The sequence below is a fragment of the Algibacter sp. Ld11 genome (assembly GCF_045066735.1).
Classification (GTDB): Bacteria; Bacteroidota; Bacteroidia; order Flavobacteriales; family Flavobacteriaceae; genus Algibacter.
Genome location: NZ_JBISHH010000013.1, coordinates 1 through 21,352 on the forward strand (window position 1 = coordinate 1; position 21,352 = coordinate 21,352).

General features: G+C 32.2%; 22 protein-coding genes. 11 read left to right on the plus strand and 11 right to left on the minus strand.

All coding sequences use genetic code 11. The features are described from left to right. Positions 1 to 251: 251 nt before the first annotated feature. From ACJJV4_RS06530 to ACJJV4_RS06560, 7 genes are all read right to left on the minus strand, one after another. Complete coding sequence (locus tag ACJJV4_RS06530; protein WP_405292660.1) at positions 252 to 728, minus strand: RDD family protein; 477 nt, start codon at positions 726 to 728, stop codon at positions 252 to 254. A 134-nt stretch (positions 729 to 862) separates the two neighbouring features. Beyond that, positions 863 to 1,339, minus strand: a complete 477-nt coding sequence (locus ACJJV4_RS06535; protein ID WP_405292661.1) for a hypothetical protein — start codon at positions 1,337 to 1,339, stop codon at positions 863 to 865. A 217-nt stretch (positions 1,340 to 1,556) separates the two neighbouring features. Further along, complete coding sequence (locus ACJJV4_RS06540) at positions 1,557 to 2,162, minus strand: hypothetical protein (protein ID WP_405292662.1); 606 nt, start codon at positions 2,160 to 2,162, stop codon at positions 1,557 to 1,559. A 513-nt stretch (positions 2,163 to 2,675) separates the two neighbouring features. Next, a complete protein-coding gene (locus ACJJV4_RS06545; RefSeq protein ID WP_405292663.1) occupies positions 2,676 to 3,194 on the minus strand; it encodes a hypothetical protein in 519 nt (172 codons plus the stop codon). 164 nt (positions 3,195 to 3,358) lie between these two features. Then, entirely contained in the window at positions 3,359 to 4,639 is a 1,281-nt protein-coding gene (locus ACJJV4_RS06550; protein WP_405292664.1) for a T9SS type A sorting domain-containing protein, read from the minus strand. Positions 4,640 to 4,797: 158 nt separating this feature from the next. Continuing rightward, a complete protein-coding gene (locus tag ACJJV4_RS06555; protein WP_179314792.1) occupies positions 4,798 to 5,727 on the minus strand; it encodes an STM4504/CBY_0614 family protein in 930 nt (309 codons plus the stop codon). Positions 5,728 to 5,895: 168 nt separating this feature from the next. Next, positions 5,896 to 6,732: a hypothetical protein gene (locus tag ACJJV4_RS06560; RefSeq protein ID WP_405292665.1), complete on the minus strand. Its 837-nt coding sequence runs from the start codon at positions 6,730 to 6,732 to the stop codon at positions 5,896 to 5,898. A 224-nt stretch (positions 6,733 to 6,956) separates the two neighbouring features. Here ACJJV4_RS06560 and ACJJV4_RS06565 point away from each other — a divergent pair, with 224 nt between their 5' ends. Next, positions 6,957 to 8,492, plus strand: coding sequence for a YifB family Mg chelatase-like AAA ATPase (locus ACJJV4_RS06565; protein ID WP_405292666.1), 1,536 nt, complete (start codon positions 6,957 to 6,959; stop codon positions 8,490 to 8,492). Positions 8,493 to 8,570: 78 nt separating this feature from the next. On the opposite strand, the gene ACJJV4_RS06570 is transcribed toward ACJJV4_RS06565, so the two are convergent. Then, complete coding sequence (locus ACJJV4_RS06570; RefSeq protein ID WP_405292667.1) at positions 8,571 to 9,434, minus strand: bestrophin family protein; 864 nt, start codon at positions 9,432 to 9,434, stop codon at positions 8,571 to 8,573. A 420-nt stretch (positions 9,435 to 9,854) separates the two neighbouring features. Between ACJJV4_RS06570 and ACJJV4_RS06575 the strand changes: the two genes are divergently transcribed. The 6 genes from ACJJV4_RS06575 to ACJJV4_RS06600 all read left to right on the plus strand — a co-directional run bounded on the left by ACJJV4_RS06575 (position 9,855) and on the right by ACJJV4_RS06600 (position 15,864). Further along, positions 9,855 to 10,694: an oxidoreductase gene (locus tag ACJJV4_RS06575; protein WP_405292668.1), complete on the plus strand. Its 840-nt coding sequence runs from the start codon at positions 9,855 to 9,857 to the stop codon at positions 10,692 to 10,694. Between the two features lie 498 nt (positions 10,695 to 11,192). Beyond that, the gene (locus tag ACJJV4_RS06580) at positions 11,193 to 11,573 is read left to right on the plus strand and encodes a MerC domain-containing protein (protein WP_405292669.1); all 381 of its coding nucleotides are present in this window, start codon (positions 11,193 to 11,195) and stop codon (positions 11,571 to 11,573) included. 53 nt (positions 11,574 to 11,626) lie between these two features. Continuing rightward, entirely contained in the window at positions 11,627 to 11,935 is a 309-nt protein-coding gene (locus ACJJV4_RS06585; RefSeq protein ID WP_405292670.1) for a hypothetical protein, read from the plus strand. Positions 11,936 to 12,131: 196 nt separating this feature from the next. Continuing rightward, entirely contained in the window at positions 12,132 to 14,501 is a 2,370-nt protein-coding gene (locus ACJJV4_RS06590; protein ID WP_405292671.1) for a TonB-dependent receptor, read from the plus strand. 31 nt (positions 14,502 to 14,532) lie between these two features. Further along, positions 14,533 to 15,321 carry a DUF4625 domain-containing protein gene (locus ACJJV4_RS06595; RefSeq protein WP_405292672.1) on the plus strand — a complete coding sequence of 263 codons (789 nt, stop codon included), beginning with the start codon at positions 14,533 to 14,535 and terminating at the stop codon, positions 15,319 to 15,321. A gap of 60 nt (positions 15,322 to 15,381) precedes the next feature. Continuing rightward, positions 15,382 to 15,864, plus strand: a complete 483-nt coding sequence (locus ACJJV4_RS06600) for a DUF4625 domain-containing protein (protein WP_405292673.1) — start codon at positions 15,382 to 15,384, stop codon at positions 15,862 to 15,864. 12 nt (positions 15,865 to 15,876) lie between these two features. Here the strand turns inward: ACJJV4_RS06600 and ACJJV4_RS06605 are convergent, their stop codons facing one another. After that, entirely contained in the window at positions 15,877 to 16,593 is a 717-nt protein-coding gene (locus tag ACJJV4_RS06605; RefSeq protein WP_405292674.1) for a DUF3307 domain-containing protein, read from the minus strand. Further along, positions 16,590 to 17,189 carry a SatD family protein gene (locus ACJJV4_RS06610; protein ID WP_405292676.1) on the minus strand — a complete coding sequence of 200 codons (600 nt, stop codon included), beginning with the start codon at positions 17,187 to 17,189 and terminating at the stop codon, positions 16,590 to 16,592. The genes ACJJV4_RS06605 and ACJJV4_RS06610 overlap by 4 nt, the downstream gene beginning before the upstream one ends. Before the next feature lie 236 nt (positions 17,190 to 17,425). Between ACJJV4_RS06610 and mscL the strand changes: the two genes are divergently transcribed. Together mscL and ACJJV4_RS06620 are read left to right on the plus strand one after the other, a co-directional pair. After that, positions 17,426 to 17,866: a large conductance mechanosensitive channel protein MscL gene (mscL, locus tag ACJJV4_RS06615; RefSeq protein WP_405292678.1), complete on the plus strand. Its 441-nt coding sequence runs from the start codon at positions 17,426 to 17,428 to the stop codon at positions 17,864 to 17,866. A gap of 5 nt (positions 17,867 to 17,871) precedes the next feature. After that, positions 17,872 to 18,024 (plus strand): hypothetical protein, encoded by a 153-nt coding sequence (locus tag ACJJV4_RS06620; protein WP_405292680.1) that lies wholly within the window; start codon positions 17,872 to 17,874, stop codon positions 18,022 to 18,024. Between the two features lie 2 nt (positions 18,025 to 18,026). On the opposite strand, the gene ACJJV4_RS06625 is transcribed toward ACJJV4_RS06620, so the two are convergent. Then, positions 18,027 to 19,103 (minus strand): substrate-binding domain-containing protein, encoded by a 1,077-nt coding sequence (locus ACJJV4_RS06625; protein WP_405292682.1) that lies wholly within the window; start codon positions 19,101 to 19,103, stop codon positions 18,027 to 18,029. Positions 19,104 to 19,283: 180 nt separating this feature from the next. Between ACJJV4_RS06625 and ACJJV4_RS06630 the strand changes: the two genes are divergently transcribed. Continuing rightward, a complete protein-coding gene (locus ACJJV4_RS06630) occupies positions 19,284 to 20,111 on the plus strand; it encodes an SDR family oxidoreductase (protein WP_405292684.1) in 828 nt (275 codons plus the stop codon). Positions 20,112 to 20,175: 64 nt separating this feature from the next. Beyond that, entirely contained in the window at positions 20,176 to 21,351 is a 1,176-nt protein-coding gene (gene uxuA / locus ACJJV4_RS06635; protein WP_405292686.1) for a mannonate dehydratase, read from the plus strand. The last annotated feature ends 1 nt before the right edge of the window (position 21,352 follow it).

The window sequence follows — 21,352 nt, forward strand, 5'->3', positions numbered from 1 at the left end:
TCTATAAACTCCCATTCTCCAATTAAATCAGATTCGGTTAAGTTTTGAGAAATTCCAACTTGGAAAATCAAAAATGAAAGTATTAAGAATATCGTTTGTTTCATATTGTTTACAACGGTTACGTATATGAAATGTTGCGTGTTTGTGTGCGAGGATTTTCCGAAGGAAAATCAGATGCAAGCAAACAAAGCAACTTACATTGGTTAAGCACAAAACAGCAATTTTTTATATACAATGTTACCATACGTTTTTTATTCCGTTTTTTTTAATTCAGATGTTTTTACAACAATTGTATTTCCCCAAATATCTCCTAGTCGCTGATTTTTATCTGTGTTTTTTATTGTTATAATTCCGATTAATCCAAAAAAGAACATATCGATTGGGTCAAGTAAATGTCTTTTTAAAGATTGTCCAAAAGTCAGTTTTTCATCCGTTCCGCTGAAAGTTGAGTTATCGGTTGATTTTCGGATTGATACAGGTTTTAGTCCGACTAAAGAATTTCCAAGTGTTGCTCCGAACCATTGTTCAAGTCCAACTGTCATTACTCCCCAAAATAAAATTGGTCCTAATGCAGGCAATCCACTTACAGCCATTTCTCCTTCAGAGTCCGGTTCTCCAAATGCAAAGAGAAAAATAAAAAAGAAAATATAAATAATTAAGTAGTCCACAATTCCAGCTAAAATCCGTTTTCCAATATTCGGTTTAGTTAATAATTTTGTTTCGTTCATCGGCTGTTTTTAAATGTATGGTAACGGTCTAGTATAAGAATAGTGCGGTTTTGTGTGCGAGGATTTTCCGAAGGAAAATCAGACGTAACAAAATTGCACTAACCTTTGATTAAGCACCTAATTTAGCATTATTTTTATACATTGTTGGCAACAGTTTTTCTATTTTTCAGTAATATAATTCCGAAAACGACAAATTGTAAAATCGGAATATTTGCAAGATAGCCTCGTAACATTAAACTTCCTTTATTTGCCTTATTATAAAAATCAAATTCGGCAGAATATTTTTCCGTTAAAAAGTCCGTTCCGAAATATATGAATAGGTATTGTGCAATTAGAATTCCAAAATATAGATAGATTAATGAATTCAATGCTTTCCGCGTATCAATTTCAATCGGTTTGTTAAACTTCTTTATTCCCCAAATTACAATTACTGTAAAAAGAATCAGACTCATTATTCCTGGTAGCCAAATAATTATTTTTGGTTCCGTTTTAATAATAATTAAAATGTTCTCAAATACATATTCGAATAATCCACAAAATTCACTAATTGAAATATAGGCAAATGCTCCAATTCCTAATTTGTTAATAAAGTCAGTTTGAATTTGTTTCAATTTTGAGTGAGTTTAAATTGTTGCCAACGTTTATGTATAAGAAACGTAGGGCAGTTGATAAGCACTTTCGTTTCGGTTTATTACTTAGCTAAATATAAAATATTACTTTTATCTTTTCTACTATAAACGTCATATTTTATATTTAGCGGACTTTTTTAATATGCACAGAACACTCGGTTAAACACAAACGCCCTATGTTTTTTATACGGTGTTGTGGTTAGTTTTTTCTTTTTCTTAATAGCCCAATCATTTGTCCAATTCCAATACCAAAATATGTTCGATCCTTATTTATTTGTAACATTGGCGAAATTGTCAATCCGTAAAATCTTGTAAAAGGAAACTCAATTTTAGGATTTATTATTATGCTTACTGTATTGTGTTTTTTATAATTCCAAGTATAATTCTCTGTCAAAAAAGCGTCATTAATAAGTTCCCAATTTTCAGGCTCTCTTAATGTTGTATATCCTAATCCGAGCGATAAGTTTGCTCTGATAGTTCCACTTTTATTGAGATTGTATATTTTCCCAAAACCTATTTGATAATTTTCAAATTGGTCATAAGGATTAGCCAATCCAAAGCTAAATAGTCCCGTAAAACCAGAAGCATAATTTTCAGGTTGTGATTTAGGTTTTCTTATATTTCCTGTGTATCCAATTTTGAACGAATATTTTTCTTTGTAGACATAATTTAAGTTAATGTCAATTCCAATATAATTACCTAAATTCATCTCGCTGGTTGAATAAATAGCATTATTTTCATCAAATTGTGCATAGGCAATATTGATGCTAATTGAAAATATTAATATTGTTATTATTCGTTTCATAAATTAACCACAACGGTTACGTATAAGAATAGTGCGTAGTTTGTGTGCGAGGATTTTCCGAAGGAAAATCAGATGCAAGCAAACGAGCATTTACTCTTGATTAGGCACTAAACTAAGCATTATTTTTATACAATGTTGGCATGCGTGTTTTTTTGTCGGACTTATTTTACGACAAATATGCGTTTGAATTTAGAAAAGTGAGAGTTTTTTTAAGCACGAGTAAAGTCAGTCGCGCGTAATCTTTGCGTTTCGTTTGTCAAAAGTCAGATGTTTTGCGCAAGAGTAAAGTCAGTCGCACACAACAGTTGCGCTTTAAATGGTCAGAAGTCGGTTGAGTGAGTTTTTTAGCCACTTTTAAGCTCGTTTATATATTTTTTCGAGCTGAGTGAGACATGAATGCCAACGGTTACGTATAAGAATAGTGCGGTTTTGTATGCGAGGATTTTCCGCAGGAAAATCAGACGTAACAAAAGTGCACTAACCTTTGATTAAGCACCTAATTTAGCATTATTTTTATACAATGTTGTGTGTAGTTTTTATGTTTTCCGTTTTGGTCAGATTTTTTATTAAATCAGATACTTGTTTATAATTAGTCAAATTGTCTAAAACGTATTCGTCTTCGCTAAAACTAACTCCTCGTCCTGCAAATAATGGTTCAACTTTTCCTAAAATAATATATCCTTTGTCATTTCCAGAGTTTTCATAAGTAACCTCGTCAATATCATTTATGTTTTTCTGTTTTTTAATAATTCCGTTTTTTATGAAAAGTATTCGTTTATTACTAATTACGTATTCCATTCCATTTGTATTATTATATCTAACATAAATAGCATATATCATAAATGATAAACCTATAATTCCGAAAATCAGAAAACCTATATGAGCAGCAAGTCCAATTGAAAAGGCAATAGTCAGAAAAAATAGTCCAAAAATAATTTTAAAAATGTCATTTGCGTGAAGCATTATTCCTTTTTTTGGTTCAACCACCAATTTGATGTTTTCATTAATATCTAATAAAGACTTAAAATTCATAGTTTATTACTTGTCTTTCTCAAATTACACACAACGGTATAGTGTATGAGTAGTAGCGGATTTCTACTCACTAATTTTTCAGTTTAGCACCGACCTTTGTTTTAAGTTTATACTTTCGTTTAATCACTTAAACCGCTATTGCTTATACACCGTGTTAGCAAACGTTACTTCTTTATTATCTTTTTTACTACTCTTTTTCCTGAAGAAATAATATTTAATATGTAATTACCACTATTAAGGCTATTAAGCTTAACTTTTATAAGATCCACATTTCTATAATCATTCCTAAGCATTAGTTTGCCTGTAATATCATACAATTCAATAGTCAATTCTTCAACATTTTTGCGAATGTCAAGATGCAATTCTGAGGAAACAGGGTTAGGATAAACCATAGTTTTTTCAAGAATACTAATAAAATCATCCACCGATAGACTTGAATCTTTAATTACCTCATCAATAATAGAAGAACAAGTACTATCATAAATAGAGTAGTTAAATAACCCTAAATTAACATCATCATATCCGTCCTTAAGTTTATTTTCTATATCACTTTCTACCTCCGTACACCAGCAATTATCCGTTAAATCTTTATTAATATTATCTTTGTTTTCAACATTATAGCTAGTATTGTTGCATATTTCATTGTTTTTAATTGCAGGAGTAAACCCACTATAATTTGAAGTTTTTATTCCCGTTCCGTTGTTTGAGATAATATTGTTTCTTATTTCAAATCCTTCGAAGAAACTATCTACGCCAATGGTGTTATTGGTAATTGTTGAATTCTGCAACAAACCTCTTCCTCCATCTAAAGCAGTTCCATTATTGGTGAATGTTGAATTATTCACATCTATTCTCTCTGTCTGATACAATCCATAATCATTGCCGGTAAATGAAGAATTGTTTATTACTTTATCCGCACTCGTAATACCATAAGTATTATTAATAAATTCTGAGTCGTTGATATTAATATCATAACCTGTGTAGCCGGTCATTGCAAAAGAATTCTCCTCAAATCTACAATGGCTGTAATATATCGGCCCTCCTTGGTAACAGCATTCCGAATTATTTGATGAGGAGGCATATTTAAAATCACTATATTCAAAACTCGCTTTGGCTCCAAGAGAATTTTTTATTTTAATTCCAGCCCAATCATTTTTTGCAGGAGTATTGGAATTGGATGTAAATATTATTCTTGAAGTTTCAGTACCAATAGAAATAATTTCCCCTCTGACTTCAAAGTACTTGCCCGAATCGAATTTAATTTCTACCCCAGGTTCGATAGTTAACGTTACGTTTGGAAATAAAACTAAGTTATCTGTAACAATATAAGGACTGTTACTCAAACTATAAGTTGTATTTGAGAATATTCCACCACTTACATTTGTTTGTGAAAATGTTGAAATGCCTATTAAAAGCATTATGTTTAAGAGTAATTTTTTTTTCATTCTATTTTTATTTAATGTTTGCTAACGTTTATGTATAAGAATAGTTGCGGGTTTGTATGCGAGGAATTTCCGAAGGAAATTCAGACGTTACAAACACGCAACGACCTTTGATTAAGCACTAAACCGCAATTATTTTTATACGGTGTTAGGCACAGTATTTATTTTATTCCGCTTTGTTCAATTAAAAAAATAATATTTGTTCCAGTTAAATTCAAACCATAGCGAGTCATTTCGTCATCTACTATCTGCGGTGTTTGGCCTTGTCCATGTCCTCCTAATTTATTCCTAATTGTAGGAATTCCACTTTCAAGCAAACTCTTTAAAGAGGTAAATTGATTTTGGGTAAAAGTCGGTACTAATTGATTTTGAAAACAAATTTGAATTAAAGTTTTTGCTGTGTCAGTTTGTTTATAATTCCATCCTTTTTCAGAGCAAATTATTTTCATTGTGCTTTCAAGAGCTTTCAGACACTCTGTTAAACACTCTTTGTTTCTTCCATGCCTATAATGTTCATGTGCTTTTAAATATTCCTCATTAGCTCCATCAAATTTAGTGTTCCATAATAAGGAAATTGTTGGCTTAGTGATTTCAGCATGTGCGTAAGTTGAATCGACTCTTATAATTTCACTTCCGTCAAATGAATAACCAATTCCATGTTCTTTGAACCTTTCATTTAATTCTTCAATTGCTTCGTCTGGTTTTATTTTAACTTCTGTATTCCACGCGTATTCATCATATGATGGTTTTATAATTCTATCTATAAATTTAAATGAAAGTTCAATTACGTCAATTACCCTTTCAGTATCTTTAGTGGATAAAAGGAAGTTTAAAACATGGTCTTCATCATTTTTTGAATATCTGTCTCCTAAACTAAAGATTCCGTACTCACGACAAAGAGTTTGGTGAATGAATTCATATGCTTCTTCAGGTTCATTTTTATGTCCATGTTTCACAACTCCAATAGCATCTTTTATTATGTGAACGATTTGAACTCTCAAATGTTCAGGTATACTATCATAAGTGTAGATTTCAGGAAATTCTCCTCTCAATCTTTTTTGTCTTTTAGAAAATAAGTCAAATATTGCCATTTAGTTTGTCGGTTTTGTCATATTGTGCCTAACGTTTATGTATAAGGATAGTTGCGGGTTTGTATGCGAGGATTTTCCGAAGGAAAATCAGACGTTACAAACACGCAACGACCTTTGATTAAGCACTAAACCGCAATTATTTTTATACGGTGTTGTGTACAGTTTTTTTTAAAAAGGATTATCTTCTCTTTTTCCATATCTCACAATCCAAGATAAATAATCAAGACCTTTATTAGTTATATGTATGGATTTATCTTCTTTTTGTGTTATTAGTGAAGTTGAATATAAATAGTTCAAATATTTATCCTCATTCCAATCATTAAATGTGTTTGGAAATTGTAAATAAACTTTTGAAATATAATCCGAAATTTCTTTTTCAGACATTCCTTGTGGCGCATATCTGTTAAGTTCTTTTAAAAGTATTATTTGACTTCCAAAAATTGAATTATGTATAGTCTCTAAATTTAATGCTAATTGTGTTCCGGCTAAATGTCTTATTAAAATTGTGTCCGTAGGTGTATCAAATGGTAGGTTCCTAGCTTCTAAATCAGATTTGATATTATTTTCCATTTCAGTTATAACTATTGAATTTCCAATCGCATCTAATAACTCTTGAACAACATTCGCATCAATTTCTTTATTCTGATTCCCTTTCTTTTTGTCAGAATAGTAGTCTCCAAAAACACTAGTTGTAGATTGTTTTTGACTAGTAGATATATTAAAAATCTGTTTTAATAACTCTTCGTTTTTTCTTTCTAATTTTGTGTTTTCTTCAACTTTTTCAGCTATTTCTCTTTTTATGGACAAGAGTTTGCCAACAGAAAAATTATCAAAAGATTCAGCAAGAACTAATACAAGTAAAAATATTATTAGTGTGATTAATCCTCCAGTAATTTCACCTTTGGGACAAGTGTAGAAAAATTTATAAGCTATTAAGAAAGATATTCCAATGCATAATAATACTATTAAAGTTCGCACAAAGTAGTTAGTTTCTTTTTCTTTCATTTAGTTTGGTTTAAATTGTACACAACAATTGTATATAGTTAGTACTAACTATATATCTATTATATGCGCACTAATATAGTAATACTTTTATTACTATTAATTACAAATTATGTACAGACTGTATCAATCTCGTAAAAATAGTATCTAAATTAATGTTCATTTTTAATTAATTATAAAATCTGAGATACATTTATTACATTTAAGCATCAAAACAAATTTAATATATGCTTAAAAAAGTTTTTGGAAGCGCCGTTTTTGGTGTTGAGGCTACAACAATTACTGTAGAAGTTAATGTAGATAAAGGTGTAGGCTATCATCTTGTAGGTTTGCCAGATAACGCTATTAAGGAAAGTAACTTTCGTATAGCGGCGGCACTTCAAAATAACGGATATAAAATCCCTGGAAAAAAAATTATAATTAATATGTCGCCTGCCGATTTACGTAAAGAAGGTTCGGCTTACGATTTAACTTTAGCTATAGGGATTCTAGCGTCTACAGACCAAATTAAAGCAGAAGGATTAGACAAGTACTTAATAATGGGCGAGCTTTCTTTAGACGGTACTTTGCAACCCATAAAGGGAGCCTTACCTATTGCTGTAAAGGCTAGGGAAGAAGGATACAAGGGTTTTATTCTTCCAAAGGTAAATGCTAAGGAGGCTGCCATAGTGGATAACTTAGAAGTTTATGGTGTTGATAATATTAAACAAGTTATCGACTTTTTTGATAAAGATATACCCTTAGAGCAAACAGTAATAGATACACGTAAAGAATTTGAACAGAATTTAGATTTTCCTGAGTTCGATTTTGCTGATGTAAAAGGACAAGAAGGCATTAAGCGCTGTATGGAAATTGCTGCTGCTGGTGGACATAATATTATTTTAATAGGTCCACCTGGCGCGGGAAAGACCATGCTAGCTAAGCGCTTACCGAGTATTTTGCCTCCTATGACTTTGCATGAAGCCTTGGAAACAACAAAAATACATTCTGTTGTTGGTAGAGTAAAAGATTCTGGTCTAATGGCACAACGACCTTTTAGAAATCCACATCACACAATTTCTAACGTAGCATTGGTAGGCGGCGGAAGTTACCCACAACCAGGCGAAATATCAATGTCTCATAACGGAGTTTTATTTTTAGATGAATTACCAGAGTTTAAACGCGAAGTTCTCGAAGTTATGCGCCAACCGCTAGAAGATCGGGAAGTTACTATTTCTAGAGCTAAGTTTACAGTTACGTATCCATCATCGTTTATGTTGGTGGCGAGTATGAATCCGAGTCCGAGTGGTTATTTTAACGATCCAGATGCACCCGTAACATCGAGTCCTGCAGAAATGCAGCGGTATTTAAGTAAAGTTTCTGGGCCGCTTTTGGATAGAATTGATATTCATATAGAAGTTACTCCAGTGCCTTTTGAGAAATTATCGGATGATAGAAAAGGTGAAAGCTCTGTAGATATTAGAAAGCGTGTTACTAAGGCGAGACAAATACAAACCAAGCGTTTTGAAGAATCGGATAAAGTGCATTATAACGCACAAATGAATGTGAAACAAATTCGGAAATATTGCGTGCTAGATGATGCCTCAAAAGTATTATTAAAAACCGCTATGGAACGTTTAAACTTATCGGCTCGCGCTTACGATCGTATTTTGAAAGTATCAAGAACAATAGCTGATCTAGAAGGAAGTACTGATGTTAACGGTTCACATATAAGTGAAGCCATTCAATACCGCAGTTTGGATAGAGAGGGTTGGCTAGGATAGAGTTTCTGCAAAGGCAGGAATCAGTTTTTCTTAATATCAACCTTTAGTGTTAGTCATCAGAAATCATGGTTAGAGTTATTAAAAGATTTCCTCCACATGTTTTTTGATATTGATTGCAATTTTATCGATAGGTAAATCATTAGCGTCAAATCCAAAAGGGTCTTCAATTTCTTCGGCAATTAATTCTAAACTCGCCAATACGTAAAACACAAAAACAACCACAGGTACTGCATAATAGCCTAGACTAAACACATAGCCAAAAGGTAAAGTCATGATATAAAAAAAGATGAATTTTTTAAGAAAAGCACTGTAAGAATAAGGAATAGGTGTGTTTTTGATACGTTCGCAAGCCCCACAAATATCCGTAAACGATTGTATTTCGGCATTTATAATAATAAGTTGATCGCCTGTAATTTTTTTCTGTTCGTGCAAATCGTTTACCTTCTGGAAAATCATTTTAGCGACTTGGTTCGGGTGGTGTTTGTGTTGGTCTATTTTTAAATCATCATGATCAAAAAGTTGCAAACTCGTTTCTTTATTGTTTAAATGTTTTACTAAAATAGAAGCATAACTCGGTATTAACTTTTTAAAATAGGTTCTATCATGTTCGTCTTTTAAAATAACATGTAGTTTTATGGCTAAATTCCGACTATTATTAACTAGTGCTCCCCAAAGCTTTCTACCTTCCCACCAACGATCGTACGCAGTATTAGTTCTAAAAACCAACAATAGGGAAATAACGAAACCTAGCATACCGTGCATTACGGTAATGTTTGATAAATGACTTTTTTCTGAAAGTTTCCAGTATTCAAGTTCCAAATAACCAACTCCATAAGTATAAATTCCAATAAAAATCATTAAAGGGAATAGCTTTCTAAACGTATCCGATTTATGAAATCTAAAAATAAAGGTAATCCAATCTTTTGGGTTGTATTGTACCATAGGTAAAAGCGCCTGTTATGTATTAAATGCAAAACTATAACATATTTTACATGTATTACTTCAAATTTAGTAAATTCTATTTTTAAGATTTTGATATTTTTTGCATTTACTTCGGCATTTTAATAATTCTGTAAATAGAATTGTACTTTCAAATTTATCGACTTGTATTTTATACCGTATTTTTAAAGTATCGTTAGCAGTTGTCAATCCCATAGAAAGAGCTCAGGTTAATAGCTGCCAAATTAGTGAAGTAATTCATTGTTGTAGTTTGAACTGCGAAGGAGGGGAGTTGTAAAAGTGATCTTTTTAAATAGATTTAACTATAGTATAAAAAATGATAAAAGAAAGGTAAATAAATTTTTAGTAGTTTTGCAGCCGAAACATTGAAGTTTCTTTTACATTATTTTCAATAAAATAAAAATGAGTACAGAAAAAAAAGTATGGTTTATTACTGGTGTATCATCAGGATTAGGTAAACAGTTGGCTAAAGAGGTTTTATCTCAAGGACAAATTGTGGTTGGGACTTTTAGAAAGCAAGACCAAGTAGAGGCGTTTAACAATGAAAGTCCAGGGAATTCTTTTGGTGTACTTATAGATGTGGCTTCAACCCAAATGATTATTGATGGTATTAAAACTATTTATGATAAATTAGGGAAGATTGATGTTGTTGTAAATAATGCTGGTTATGGTATTATGGGAAGTGTTGAAGAGATTTCTGATGAAGAAGTAAGAAGACAGTTTGAAGTAAACGTTTTTGGTGTTTTAACAACCATTAGAGAAATATTACCACAAATGCGCAAGCAACGTTCTGGTCATATTATAAATATAACTTCTATAGCAGGACGTATAGGTTCTCAAGGATTAGGGATTTACAATGGTTCTAAATTTGCTTTAGAAGGTATTGGTGAAGCTTTAGCAGCAGAATTAAAGCCTTTAAATATTAAAGTAACAAACGTTGAGCCTGGACCATTTAGAACAGAATGGGCAGGAAGTTCAGCAGCTTACGATAACACAAAAATTGAAGATTACGAAAGCACAGTAGGTGAGCGTATAAGAGGTTTACAAGGCTTAAGTGGAAACCAGCCAGGAGATCCAGAAAAAGCGGCAGATGCTATTTATAAATTAGCTCAGTTAGAAGAGGCTCCTGTGCATTTACCTTTAGGTAAAATTGCTTATGAGGTTTTCGGAAAAGTAAATAATGGATTAATTGAAGAATTAGCTAAGTTTGAACACTTAGGTAAAGATTGTGATTTCGAATAGGTTCTTTTAACCCATTTTATAAATATTTAAAAACCGCCTTTTGGGCGGTTTTTTTTGTGTAAAGAATTATTTAACTATTTTAATTTTTCTATAAGTAATTTTATAAAGGTGGTTTTTACAAGTGCTAGTTTCAATCTAATTTCTGTTTTTATCGGTGTAAGTAGTTGTAATATAGGTGTTTGGTGAGTAGTGTAAATACCCTGTAGTTTCAGGCACTAGAGATTTCAATATCTAGTACTATTTTTCAATAGCCTTCTATATATTCGCTTTAAAACATTTTGCACAGTGTTGTTCGTTGGGTGATTTGGTTTTTTTTGTTTAATAATGCAACACAATTGCAATAAATTATTGCAATTGTGTTGCATTATTGTAAAAACATGATATATTTGCAAATCTAACTAATGCGACAATGTTGCATTAAGGGGTGTTGATATAATTGTAGGAAGTTAGCAAATACAAAGTTTAATGGCTCCTTAATCATGTTTTTATAAATTTTAAATGAAGATTAAAAATAACACAGTTGATATTATTGCTTTTTCTAGTTCGTTAGTTTGCGCTGTTCACTGTGCTGCTATACCGCTTATAGTTTCATTTTCTTCCTTAGGTAGTTTACAATTTTTAGAAAATCCATTAATAGAGTGGACTTTTATAAGTTTTGGTGTTGTATTTGTTTTAATCTCGCTTTGGCCGAGTTATAAAAACGCACATAATAAATTAATGCCTTTGCTTTATGCCTTATTTGGCTTTTTATTTATTGCATTAGGGAGGTTTGATTTAAATGAATTGTGGGAAGTTAGCAATACCGTTTTAGGTGCTACTTTAGTTTCGCTAGCTCACTATTTTAATTGGAAGTTATTACAACAAATTAAAGAAAATTAGAAACATTAATTTTTTTAATAGATATCGTTTAAAGGTCGTGTTATTATAAATAAATGAAAACCAATCGCATAAAAAATAGTATAACTTATTTTTTACTTGTTATTTTCTTCTCAATGAAAATGGCGGGGTTTCATGCACTGTCTCATTCCGACGATGGCGATCATGCTATACATTGCGATATTTGTGATCATGTAATAACAAATAATTTAACACCTGCACTTACGCCTGTTTTTTCTGATTTTGACTTAGAGTATATCGAATTTATTCAGAACAATGAGGTAAGCAATACTTACGACTTTATTGTTGTGGGCATAAACTCTAAAGATCAGCTCTTTTCTAGACCTCCACCTTTTTTGCTATAAGTTACCTTTTCGTTTAAGCGTTTAATAGTAGAGCTATGTAATTTTGTAATTAATTACTAAAGCATTGCTTAAAATATTTCGTTTTCTTTCAATAAACCAAGTGCTTGGTTCAGTAAGGATACAAATAACTTTCTCGTTTAGGTTTTTCCTTTATTCTTTTTAAAGTATAATTTTTGAAATCTTACAGCATTTTATCATGTTTCATAAAACTCTCAGTATATGGCTATATTTTAGCCTATGCACTATAGCTTTTTCTCAAAATTCTTTTAACATAAAAGGTTCTGTAGTAAATGCACAAACGTTACAGCCTATAGGTGGTGTTAATATTATAGGTGATGGCTTATTTTCAGTTTCTACTGATAAAGGACTATTCAGTATAAAAAATGTCGCTAAGGGTCATTATGCTTTAAATGTATCCTGTATTGGTTATACTCCAAAAACCGTTATTGTACATGTAGAACTACAAATGAAGGATATTTCTATTAAGCTAGATGAAGCTATAACAAGCTTAGACGAGATAGAGGTGAATGGAAAAACTAAACATAGGCTAGCTAAAGAATTTTCTACAATAACGTATAATGTATCAAAAGAGTTTTTAGAACAGAACAGAGAAAATAGCTTAATGCAAACCCTGAGTAAAATACCAGGTGTAACTACTATTAGTATTGGTTCTGGGCAATCTAAACCTGTAATTAGGGGATTAGGTTTTAATAGGGTAGCCGTTGTACAAAATGGAATAAAGCACGAAGCGCAGCAATGGGGTAACGATCACGGGTTAGAAATAGACCAATATGGTATAGAGAATATACAAATTATAAAAGGACCAGCATCTTTAGTTTACGGATCGGATGCTATAGCTGGTGTTGTAGATATACAGCCGAACAAAATACCAAATTTAAACTCGTTTAGCGGAGAGGTTAACCTTTTGGGAGAAAGTAATAATAATTTACTTGGTGTATCGGCAGGTGTAAAAGCGAGAAAGAAAAACTGGTATTACAGAAGTAGGTTAACTTATAGAGATTACGGCGATTACAAGGTGCCTACCGATAAAATTAATTATGAAAATTATGTTTTTGAGCTTCATGACAATCATTTAAGAAATACTGCAGGTAGAGAGGCTAATGCTAGTTTTAACATAGGTTATGTTGCTGATGGTATAAAATCGGAAACATCGTTTAGTAATGTGAATGCAAAAAACGGTTTTTTTGCTAACGCCCATGGTTTAGAAGTAAGAACCTCTAGTATAGATTACGATGCTTCTAGTAGGGATGTCGATTTGCCTTATCATACCGTAAATCATTTTAAAATCACTAATAATACATCTATAGATCTCGGTAACCACAAATTGCTATTAGATCTTGGTTACCAAAACAATAACAGAGAAGAACACTCGGAGCCTGTGCCACATGGTTATATGCCTGCACCTCCAGATACTAAAGAGCGTGAGTTTAATAAAAACACGTACGCTTTAAATGTAAAAGATGCTTTTAAAACAAATGAAAGACATGATATAGTTTTTGGAATAAACACCGAGTATCAAAATAACAATATTGGTGGATGGGGGTTTTTAATTCCTGAATATACGCGTTTTACTGTAGGCGCCTTTGGTTACGATCAATTTGAAATTAATCCCGATTTACATTTGTTAACGGGTGTACGATACGATTTTGGTCAAGTCAATACGCAGTCTTATGTAGATTGGTTTCCTTCTATTAGAAACAATGATGATAATACAGTATCTAATGTTTTTTTACAACGTTCTCAAGATAAAAATTTAAACTTTAGTAATGTAAGTGCATCGGTTGGGTTAAGTTATTTGCACAACCACACAACTTATAAAATCAATATAGGGAAGAGCTTCAGAATGCCTTTATCTAATGAGTTGGCATCAGATGGTGTTAACTACCATATGTATCGTTACGAGAGGGGTAATTTAGATTTAGATCCGGAAGAATCGTATCAATTGGATTTAGAAATAAACCATGCGGCAAAACAGTATAGTTTGGGTATTAGCCCTTTTATTAATTTTTTCGAGAATTATATCTATTTAAATCCAACATCTAATTATTACGAAACTTTACAGATTTATGAATATACCCAAGCTAAGGTTTTTAGAATTGGGGGCGAGGTGAGCGCGAGCACGACGGCATTTAAAAACCTAACGTTAAATGCATCGGCAGAATATGTGTATTCTCGACAAACTACCGGACCTAAAAAGAACTTTACACTGCCTTTTTCTCCGCCATTATCAGGTCTGTTTTCTGCAAGTTATCAGTTTAAGGATATTTTCTTTTTATGTAAACCACAGTTAAGCGCCGATTATAAAGTAACGGCAGATCAAAATGAAATTGTACCGCCAGAAGAAGTAACAAGTGGTTACCAATTGTTAAACATGGCTTTTACATCAAACATATACATGTTTAATAAAAATGAACCTGTAGAAATGCGTTTAAAATTAAATAATGCATTCAATACAAAATATTTCGACCACACGAGTTTCTATAGATTAATAGATGTTCCCGAGGCAGGAAGAAATGTATCAATCTCTTTAACAATACCTTTTTAAATCAATACAATTAATTATTAAAATCAAACAAATGAAAACAATTATTATGAAAGCAAATTTTAAAGTATTAGCATTTACTGCTATTTTCGGACTCTTATTAAACTCTTGTAGTAGCGATGATGATGGCGATGTGCTAGACGCTCCTGTTATTTCTGAATTTGAATATGGCGAAGGTTCTACACATTCTACAGATTTAGTTGCTTATAAAGGTTCAGATATTCATTTAGAAGCAGAAATTTATGCAGAGGCCGTAGTAAGCAGTATTACACTTTCTATTCATGCTCACGATTTAACAGTTGGAGACGATGAGGTAGATTGGGATTTTGAGCAAGTATATACAGATGCCGATTATTTAGTGATTAACCCTACGTTTCATGAACATGTAGATGTGCCTGCTAATATTCCTTCTGGAGAATATCATATTGAGTTAACAGTGGTTGATGAGAATGGTAACAGTACAGAAATAGAAGGATATCTTCAAATTTTAGATAAAATTGCAATAAGTGAGGTTTCTATCGATTCTACAGTAGCACGTGGTAGTGATTTTCATGTAGAATTTATGATTGATGCAGTAAACGGTATCCATAATATTACAGTTGATTTTCATGCCGATGGCGTTACTGTAGGTGAAGGTGAAGTAGAATGGGATTACGAAGAAGAATTTTTAGAGGGTTACCACGAAGAAACTTCTATTGAATTCCATGAGCATTTTGATGTGCCTGCGACGGCACCAGCTGGAGAATACCACTTAATGTTTACAGTTGAAGATGAAGATGGAAACACAAAAACATATGAAACTCATATAGATATTACAGAATAATAAATATAATTATGCCGTGTAGCATGTAATGTATGCTATGCGGCTATTAAAACAAATAAAATGAAATTAATAGCAAAATATAATTACCTTATAGTATTACTTGTTTTAATATTAGCATCATGTTCTAATGATGATAGTACTAATAAGGATGAAGAAAAGCCAACAATAAGTGTAAATTATACTGATGGTTTTCCACAAGGTTGTGAGGAACTTACAAAAGGAGAAACCTATACTTTTAAAGCATTGGTTACAGATAATAAAGCGTTAGCAGCGTACAGTTTAGATATTCACCATAATTTTGATCACCATACGCACGACGACCAAGGCGCAACCTGCGATTTAGGTGTAGTAAAAGAGTCTGTAAATCCATTTATTTATATAGAGAATTTTTCTATAGAAGAAGGTTTAACGTCTTATGAAATAAATATTAGTATTACAATTCCAGAAGATATTGATACAGGCGATTACCACTGCGCTTACTCGGTGACAGATTTAACTGGTTGGCAAGCTAGAACTTCTATAGATATTAAAATTATAGAATAGTAAATAAGTTCATTAAATAAGTCTTAAAACATATTCGTAGGTTAATCCAAAAACTACGGCTAAGCCGTAACTTAATAAGGTTCCAATAAGGATGTATTCTGTTAGTTTACGGTCTTTGGCTTTAGATAAATCGCTAAATCGAAGTACCGATTTTGCGGCTATCAAAAACCCAATGCCTTCCCAATGTTGAGAAATTATTAGAGCAAAAACAAAAAGTCGCTCTAGAATACCAATAAAAGCACCAGCATTCTCAAGAGAAAGGTTACTATTATTTTCCTTAAAGTACCATTTAGAGATTACAATTTTCATGATAATAGATGAAACCACAGTAACACCTAAAATAGCAGTAATTAATAGTAAAAATTTAGGATGGTAAAGCGAGTTTATATTTAATGCATACGGCTCATAAACACTAACTACTATAGCAATTATTATTAAATGAGCGAGTTGATCTAGCCCAAATAATAATCTGGCATTCGATTTGGTTTTTAGTTTAAGTTTTAACAAATCGATTATATAATGCGATAAGATAATAATTAGAAAACCAAGCCAATACTCGAAGTTAAATTGCAAAATCACAAGTAGAGCAGCAAAATGAACTAAAACATGATAATATAGATATTTAGATTTGTGTTTATATCTCTCTTTATGGGTTACCCATTTTTCTGGTTGTAATAGAAAATCACCAATAAAGTGGGCTAATATAAGTTTTATAAAAAGTATAATCATAGCGTTTTTACTTGTGCGTTGTAGTAGTGTAATAGTCTAGAAATTTCATCAAATCCGCCGCGTTTTAAGCCTTTACTAATGTTGCTTTGCGTGGTATCAAAATGCTTGGCAAGTTCAACTTGGGTGAATTCTGGTTTTTCTATGGCCGTTTTTATCAATTTTGCTGAGGTTGTAGTCCAGCTGTTTATGGTTAATAAGGCTAACTCGAACATAATATTAATCTGTAAATCGAAGTTTTCAAAAGGGGATTTAAGTGCTAATGTGGTTTTTTTTAAATCATCAAAACATTCTCCAGAATTTATAAAAGCAGTACCGTTAGATTCTGTTATTTTATCAGATTCATATGTTTTTTCCCCAATACCAATAGCGATTCTAACATCAATATTTTTATATTGTTTTATACTCGCCTTTATTAAAACAGCAGCTTTTAGTGCGTCTTCTGGCTTTGTTTCTAGCTGAAAGCTATCGCCTCTAAAAACATCCCATTGTTTGGGTTGGCTACCATATTGGTTTAAAACTTCCTTGAGCATGTTTAGCCATTTTTTTGGCTCGCTCGATTTCGAATTAATAATATCTCCGGTTATTATGCTAATCATTGTAGTTTAAGCTTCTTTATCAAATGTATTACTTTTCCTGTTCATAGCAAAATATATTCCTTTAAAATAGAATATTTAATTTTATTCCTTTAAAAGGTAATATTTTATAATATCACTCTTTTATGGTATAATTTATTATATATATCAATTAGCTACTATTTATAAGCTTTAATTATGGAAAGCACAAAGAATTAAAATTTCAAACTAATATATTTGTAGACTAAATTAATATACATATGAAGTTATTTAAAGAGTTTAAAGAGTTTGCCGTAAAAGGTAACATGATGGACATGGCAGTTGGTATAATAATAGGAGCATCTTTCAATAAAGTAATAGATGTTTTAGCTAAAAAAGTGATTTTACCACCTTTAACTTTGCTAACTAGCGGTGTAAATTTTAAGGATAAACGGCTTATTTTAAAAGATCCTGTACTTGATGCTTCAGGGAAAATATTAACCGATGAGGTTGCTATAGGTTATGGCGCTTTGGGTGAAGCTTTAATAGATTTTTTAATTATTGGTTTTACTATTTTTATTGTAGTAAAATTTATGAATAGACTTCGTAATAAAGCGCAAGACTCTACAGATAAAACAGTAACAACTCCTAAAGATATCGAGCTATTATCAAAACTTACAAGTTTGATGGAAGAGCAAAATAGATTATTAAAATCAAAATAAATATTATGGCTCACGCAGGACAAGATAAAAACACAAAAAATAAGGCGAAGCACTCTAAGCTTATGGCTCAAAAAAAGAATAAGAAAAAAGCCGAAGCGACATTGCGAAAGGAGCGATTAAAAGAAATTATTAAGCGTTCTAAAGAGGAGAAGAAGTAATTTTAATTCTTGCTCTTTTCAAACATAAATTCGTTGCGCTCGTTGTACTTAACATTTTCCTTGATAAGAATATCGATGGGTAAAAATGTTTTTGAGTTTGGAGTTCTATTCTGAACTAAATAATCGGTTAATATTCGTACAGATTCATAGCCTTGGTCAAATGGTTTTTGGGAGATTAAAAAGGCTACCGAATCGTTTAGTAAGCATTCAATATTTTGCGGTGTATTATCAAAACCAATAAGTTCAATATTATTAAGAATTGAAGTTTCAATACATTCTACAATAATATAAATTCTACTCGAAGGCACAAATATGCCTTTAATTTCAGGATTTTCTTTTAAATAACTATTTATTTTTTCTTTGGTTTCTAAGGAATTATTTAAGCTATCCAGTTTTAAGGTGTGGCTTTCTGATTTTATATTATTCTTCAGAAAATAATCATTAAATCCCTTTATTCTGTTCGATACCGCGTTGTTTTTCGTAATGTTGTGCCGGGCCTGAATAATTAAAAAAGCACTATTTTCTTCTTTTTTAGAATGCATTAATTTGCCAGCAATATAACCTGCGGTGTAAGAGTCCTGACCAACAAAAGCCATATTATTAAATCCATCAATATCAATATTCAAAAATAAATAGGGTATATTTTTGTATTCTAAAAGCGCTACAATTTTTTTTGTTTCTTTAGAGAAGTTAGGTACCATTATAACAGCCGATGGCTCCGATTCTATAAGCGTATTAAAGGCTTGAGAATAGGAATGTGGATCGTATTGATTAAAGTCGAAATGGCTTACCTGGATACCAAAGGTTTTCATTTCATCAACTGCCTTTAGAATACCCAAATGTGGTGATTTCCAAAATAAATCGTCCGCATGATGAGTTGGCATTAAGGTTGCAATGGTGTACTTGTTTTTCATGGCAAGTGCACTAGCAATAGGGTTTACGCTAAAATTATGGTGATCAAGAATTTCTCTAATCTTGGCTTCGGTTTTTTTAGATACACCACCTCTGTTATGGATAACACGGTCTACGGTACCTTCAGAAACTTGAGCTTCTTTTGCTATATCTTTTATCGTAATCATATTAAATAGGTCAAACCTAGGCTTATATAAAATTGTATTATTTTGAAATCTATAGCCTGAAATTTTAAGCAATTTAGTTAAAATTATTGAATCTGTGTGTGCGCACACTATTTTTTTGCTATATTTGTGTGTGCGTACACGAAAAATGCACAATTAAAGAAAAATTCAACTATCAAAACTATGAGTAAAGTAATTGTTTTAACAGGAGCAGGAGGCGTTATTTGTGGCGCATTAGCCAAAGCATTAGCCAAAGAAGGTCATAAAATAGCGGTTCTAGATTTACGTAAAGAAGCTGCAGATATTATAGCAGATCAAATTAATGCCGACGGAGGTACAGCTATTGGTGTTGCTGCTAATGTTTTAGAAAAGCCATCTTTAGAAGCTGCAAAGGCGGAAGTGAATAGTAAATTAGGAGCTTGCGATATTTTGATTAATGGAGCAGGAGGAAACCATCCGCTAGGAACAACGTCTAATCCGCATTTTTCAGAATCTGATTTAGATAATAAAACAGAAGGTTTTAAATCTTTTTTCGATTTAGACCCTACAGGAATTAAGTTTGTATTCGATTTAAACTTTCTTGGAACCTTATTACCAACTCAGGTTTTTGCAAAAGATATGGTAGGCAAAAAAGGATGTAGTATCCTAAATATTTCATCAATGAATGCTTTTACTCCATTAACAAAAATACCAGCATATAGCGGAGCAAAAGCAGCCGTATCAAACTTTACACAATGGTTAGCAGTACACTTTTCTAAAGTAGGTATACGCGTAAATGCATTGGCACCAGGTTTCTTTTTAACCGACCAGAACAGAAGCTTACTTACCGAAAGTGATGGTAGTTTAACACCACGTGGTAACCAAATTATAGATCAAACACCAATGGGTAAGTTTGGTGAGCCAGAAGATTTAGTGGGTACAACGTTATGGTTATGTGGTGAAGGCGCATCATTTGTAACCGGTGTAGTAATACCTATCGATGGTGGATTTAGTGCTTATAGCGGCGTTTAAAAAATATAGAAATTATATAAGGTTTTATAGCCTTATAGATTTATAATAAAATATTAGAAAAATTATGGAACAAACATGGCGTTGGTACGGACCGAATGATCCCGTAGCCTTATCCGATATAAAACAAGCAGGAGCAACAGGTATCGTTTCTGCTTTGCATCATATTCCAAACGGACAAGTTTGGACATTAGAAGAAATTCAAAAAAGAAAAGAGACCATTGAAAAAACCGGTCTTACTTGGAGTGTTGTGGAAAGTGTACCTGTACATGAAACTATAAAAACACGTTCAGGGAATTTTCAAGAATATATCGAAAATTACAAAACAAGTATTAAAAACTTAGCGAGTTGTGGTATCCATATTGTATGCTATAACTTTATGCCTGTTTTAGATTGGACGCGTACCGATTTAAGTTTTGAAGTAGAAGATGGCTCTAAAGCTCTCCGATTTGATGTGGTAGCATTTGCTGCTTTCGAATTATTTTTATTAAAACGTCCAGGCGCAGAGAACGATTACTCTTCAGAGTTACAAGCAGAGGCTAAAGCATACGCCGAAAAACTTTCCGAAGCTGATAAAACGCAATTAATCAATAATATTATTGCGGGCTTACCAGGTGCAGAAGAAGGGTACACCTTAGAGCAATTTCAAACCATATTAGACACTTATGCTGATATTGATGCACAAAAATTAAGAGAAAATTTAGCTGCGTTTTTAAGAGAAATTATCCCTGTTGCATCTCAAAATGAGGTGTTAATGTGTATTCATCCAGACGATCCTCCTTATGCCATTTTAGGATTACCACGAGTAGTGAGTACCGAAGAAGATTATGCTTACTTGTTTGCCCAAGTGCCAGATCGATCTAACGGTATTACGTTTTGTACCGGCTCTTTAGGAGTTCGTGCAGATAATAATTTGGTTAAAATATTCGAGCGTTTTGCGAATCGTGTACACTTTTTACATTTTAGAAGTACACAACGCGATGAAAAAGGAAACTTTTATGAAGCTAACCATTTAGAAGGTGATGTTGATATGTATAGCGTAGTAAAAGCAGTTGTTTTTGAAGAAAGAAGACGAAAAGCAGCAGGTATGAAAGATGCCTTAATTCCTGTACGTCCCGATCATGGACACCAGATGTTAGATGATTTACATAAGAAAACAAACCCAGGATATTCTGGAATTGGAAGATTACGTGGTTTAGCAGAATTGCGAGGATTAGAGTTTGGTATTTCAAAAAGTTTGTAAG

Excerpts from the sequence above, each read along its gene's own strand:
- ACJJV4_RS06530 (WP_405292660.1), bottom strand. The coding sequence starts at position 728 with ATGAACGAAACAAAATTATTAACTAAACCGAATATTGGAAAACGGATT.
- ACJJV4_RS06540 (WP_405292662.1), bottom strand. The coding sequence starts at position 2,162 with ATGAAACGAATAATAACAATATTAATATTTTCAATTAGCATCAATATT.
- ACJJV4_RS06545 (WP_405292663.1), bottom strand. The coding sequence starts at position 3,194 with ATGAATTTTAAGTCTTTATTAGATATTAATGAAAACATCAAATTGGTG.
- ACJJV4_RS06550 (WP_405292664.1), bottom strand. The coding sequence starts at position 4,639 with ATGAAAAAAAAATTACTCTTAAACATAATGCTTTTAATAGGCATTTCA.
- ACJJV4_RS06555 (WP_179314792.1), bottom strand. The coding sequence starts at position 5,727 with ATGGCAATATTTGACTTATTTTCTAAAAGACAAAAAAGATTGAGAGGA.
- ACJJV4_RS06560 (WP_405292665.1), bottom strand. The coding sequence starts at position 6,732 with ATGAAAGAAAAAGAAACTAACTACTTTGTGCGAACTTTAATAGTATTA.
- ACJJV4_RS06565 (WP_405292666.1), top strand. The coding sequence starts at position 6,957 with ATGCTTAAAAAAGTTTTTGGAAGCGCCGTTTTTGGTGTTGAGGCTACA.
- ACJJV4_RS06570 (WP_405292667.1), bottom strand. The coding sequence starts at position 9,434 with ATGGTACAATACAACCCAAAAGATTGGATTACCTTTATTTTTAGATTT.
- ACJJV4_RS06575 (WP_405292668.1), top strand. The coding sequence starts at position 9,855 with ATGAGTACAGAAAAAAAAGTATGGTTTATTACTGGTGTATCATCAGGA.
- ACJJV4_RS06580 (WP_405292669.1), top strand. The coding sequence starts at position 11,193 with ATGAAGATTAAAAATAACACAGTTGATATTATTGCTTTTTCTAGTTCG.
- ACJJV4_RS06585 (WP_405292670.1), top strand. The coding sequence starts at position 11,627 with ATGAAAACCAATCGCATAAAAAATAGTATAACTTATTTTTTACTTGTT.
- ACJJV4_RS06590 (WP_405292671.1), top strand. The coding sequence starts at position 12,132 with ATGTTTCATAAAACTCTCAGTATATGGCTATATTTTAGCCTATGCACT.
- ACJJV4_RS06595 (WP_405292672.1), top strand. The coding sequence starts at position 14,533 with ATGAAAACAATTATTATGAAAGCAAATTTTAAAGTATTAGCATTTACT.
- ACJJV4_RS06600 (WP_405292673.1), top strand. The coding sequence starts at position 15,382 with ATGAAATTAATAGCAAAATATAATTACCTTATAGTATTACTTGTTTTA.
- ACJJV4_RS06605 (WP_405292674.1), bottom strand. The coding sequence starts at position 16,593 with ATGATTATACTTTTTATAAAACTTATATTAGCCCACTTTATTGGTGAT.
- ACJJV4_RS06610 (WP_405292676.1), bottom strand. The coding sequence starts at position 17,189 with ATGATTAGCATAATAACCGGAGATATTATTAATTCGAAATCGAGCGAG.
- mscL (WP_405292678.1), top strand. The coding sequence starts at position 17,426 with ATGAAGTTATTTAAAGAGTTTAAAGAGTTTGCCGTAAAAGGTAACATG.
- ACJJV4_RS06620 (WP_405292680.1), top strand. The coding sequence starts at position 17,872 with ATGGCTCACGCAGGACAAGATAAAAACACAAAAAATAAGGCGAAGCAC.
- ACJJV4_RS06625 (WP_405292682.1), bottom strand. The coding sequence starts at position 19,103 with ATGATTACGATAAAAGATATAGCAAAAGAAGCTCAAGTTTCTGAAGGT.
- ACJJV4_RS06630 (WP_405292684.1), top strand. The coding sequence starts at position 19,284 with ATGAGTAAAGTAATTGTTTTAACAGGAGCAGGAGGCGTTATTTGTGGC.
- uxuA (WP_405292686.1), top strand. The coding sequence starts at position 20,176 with ATGGAACAAACATGGCGTTGGTACGGACCGAATGATCCCGTAGCCTTA.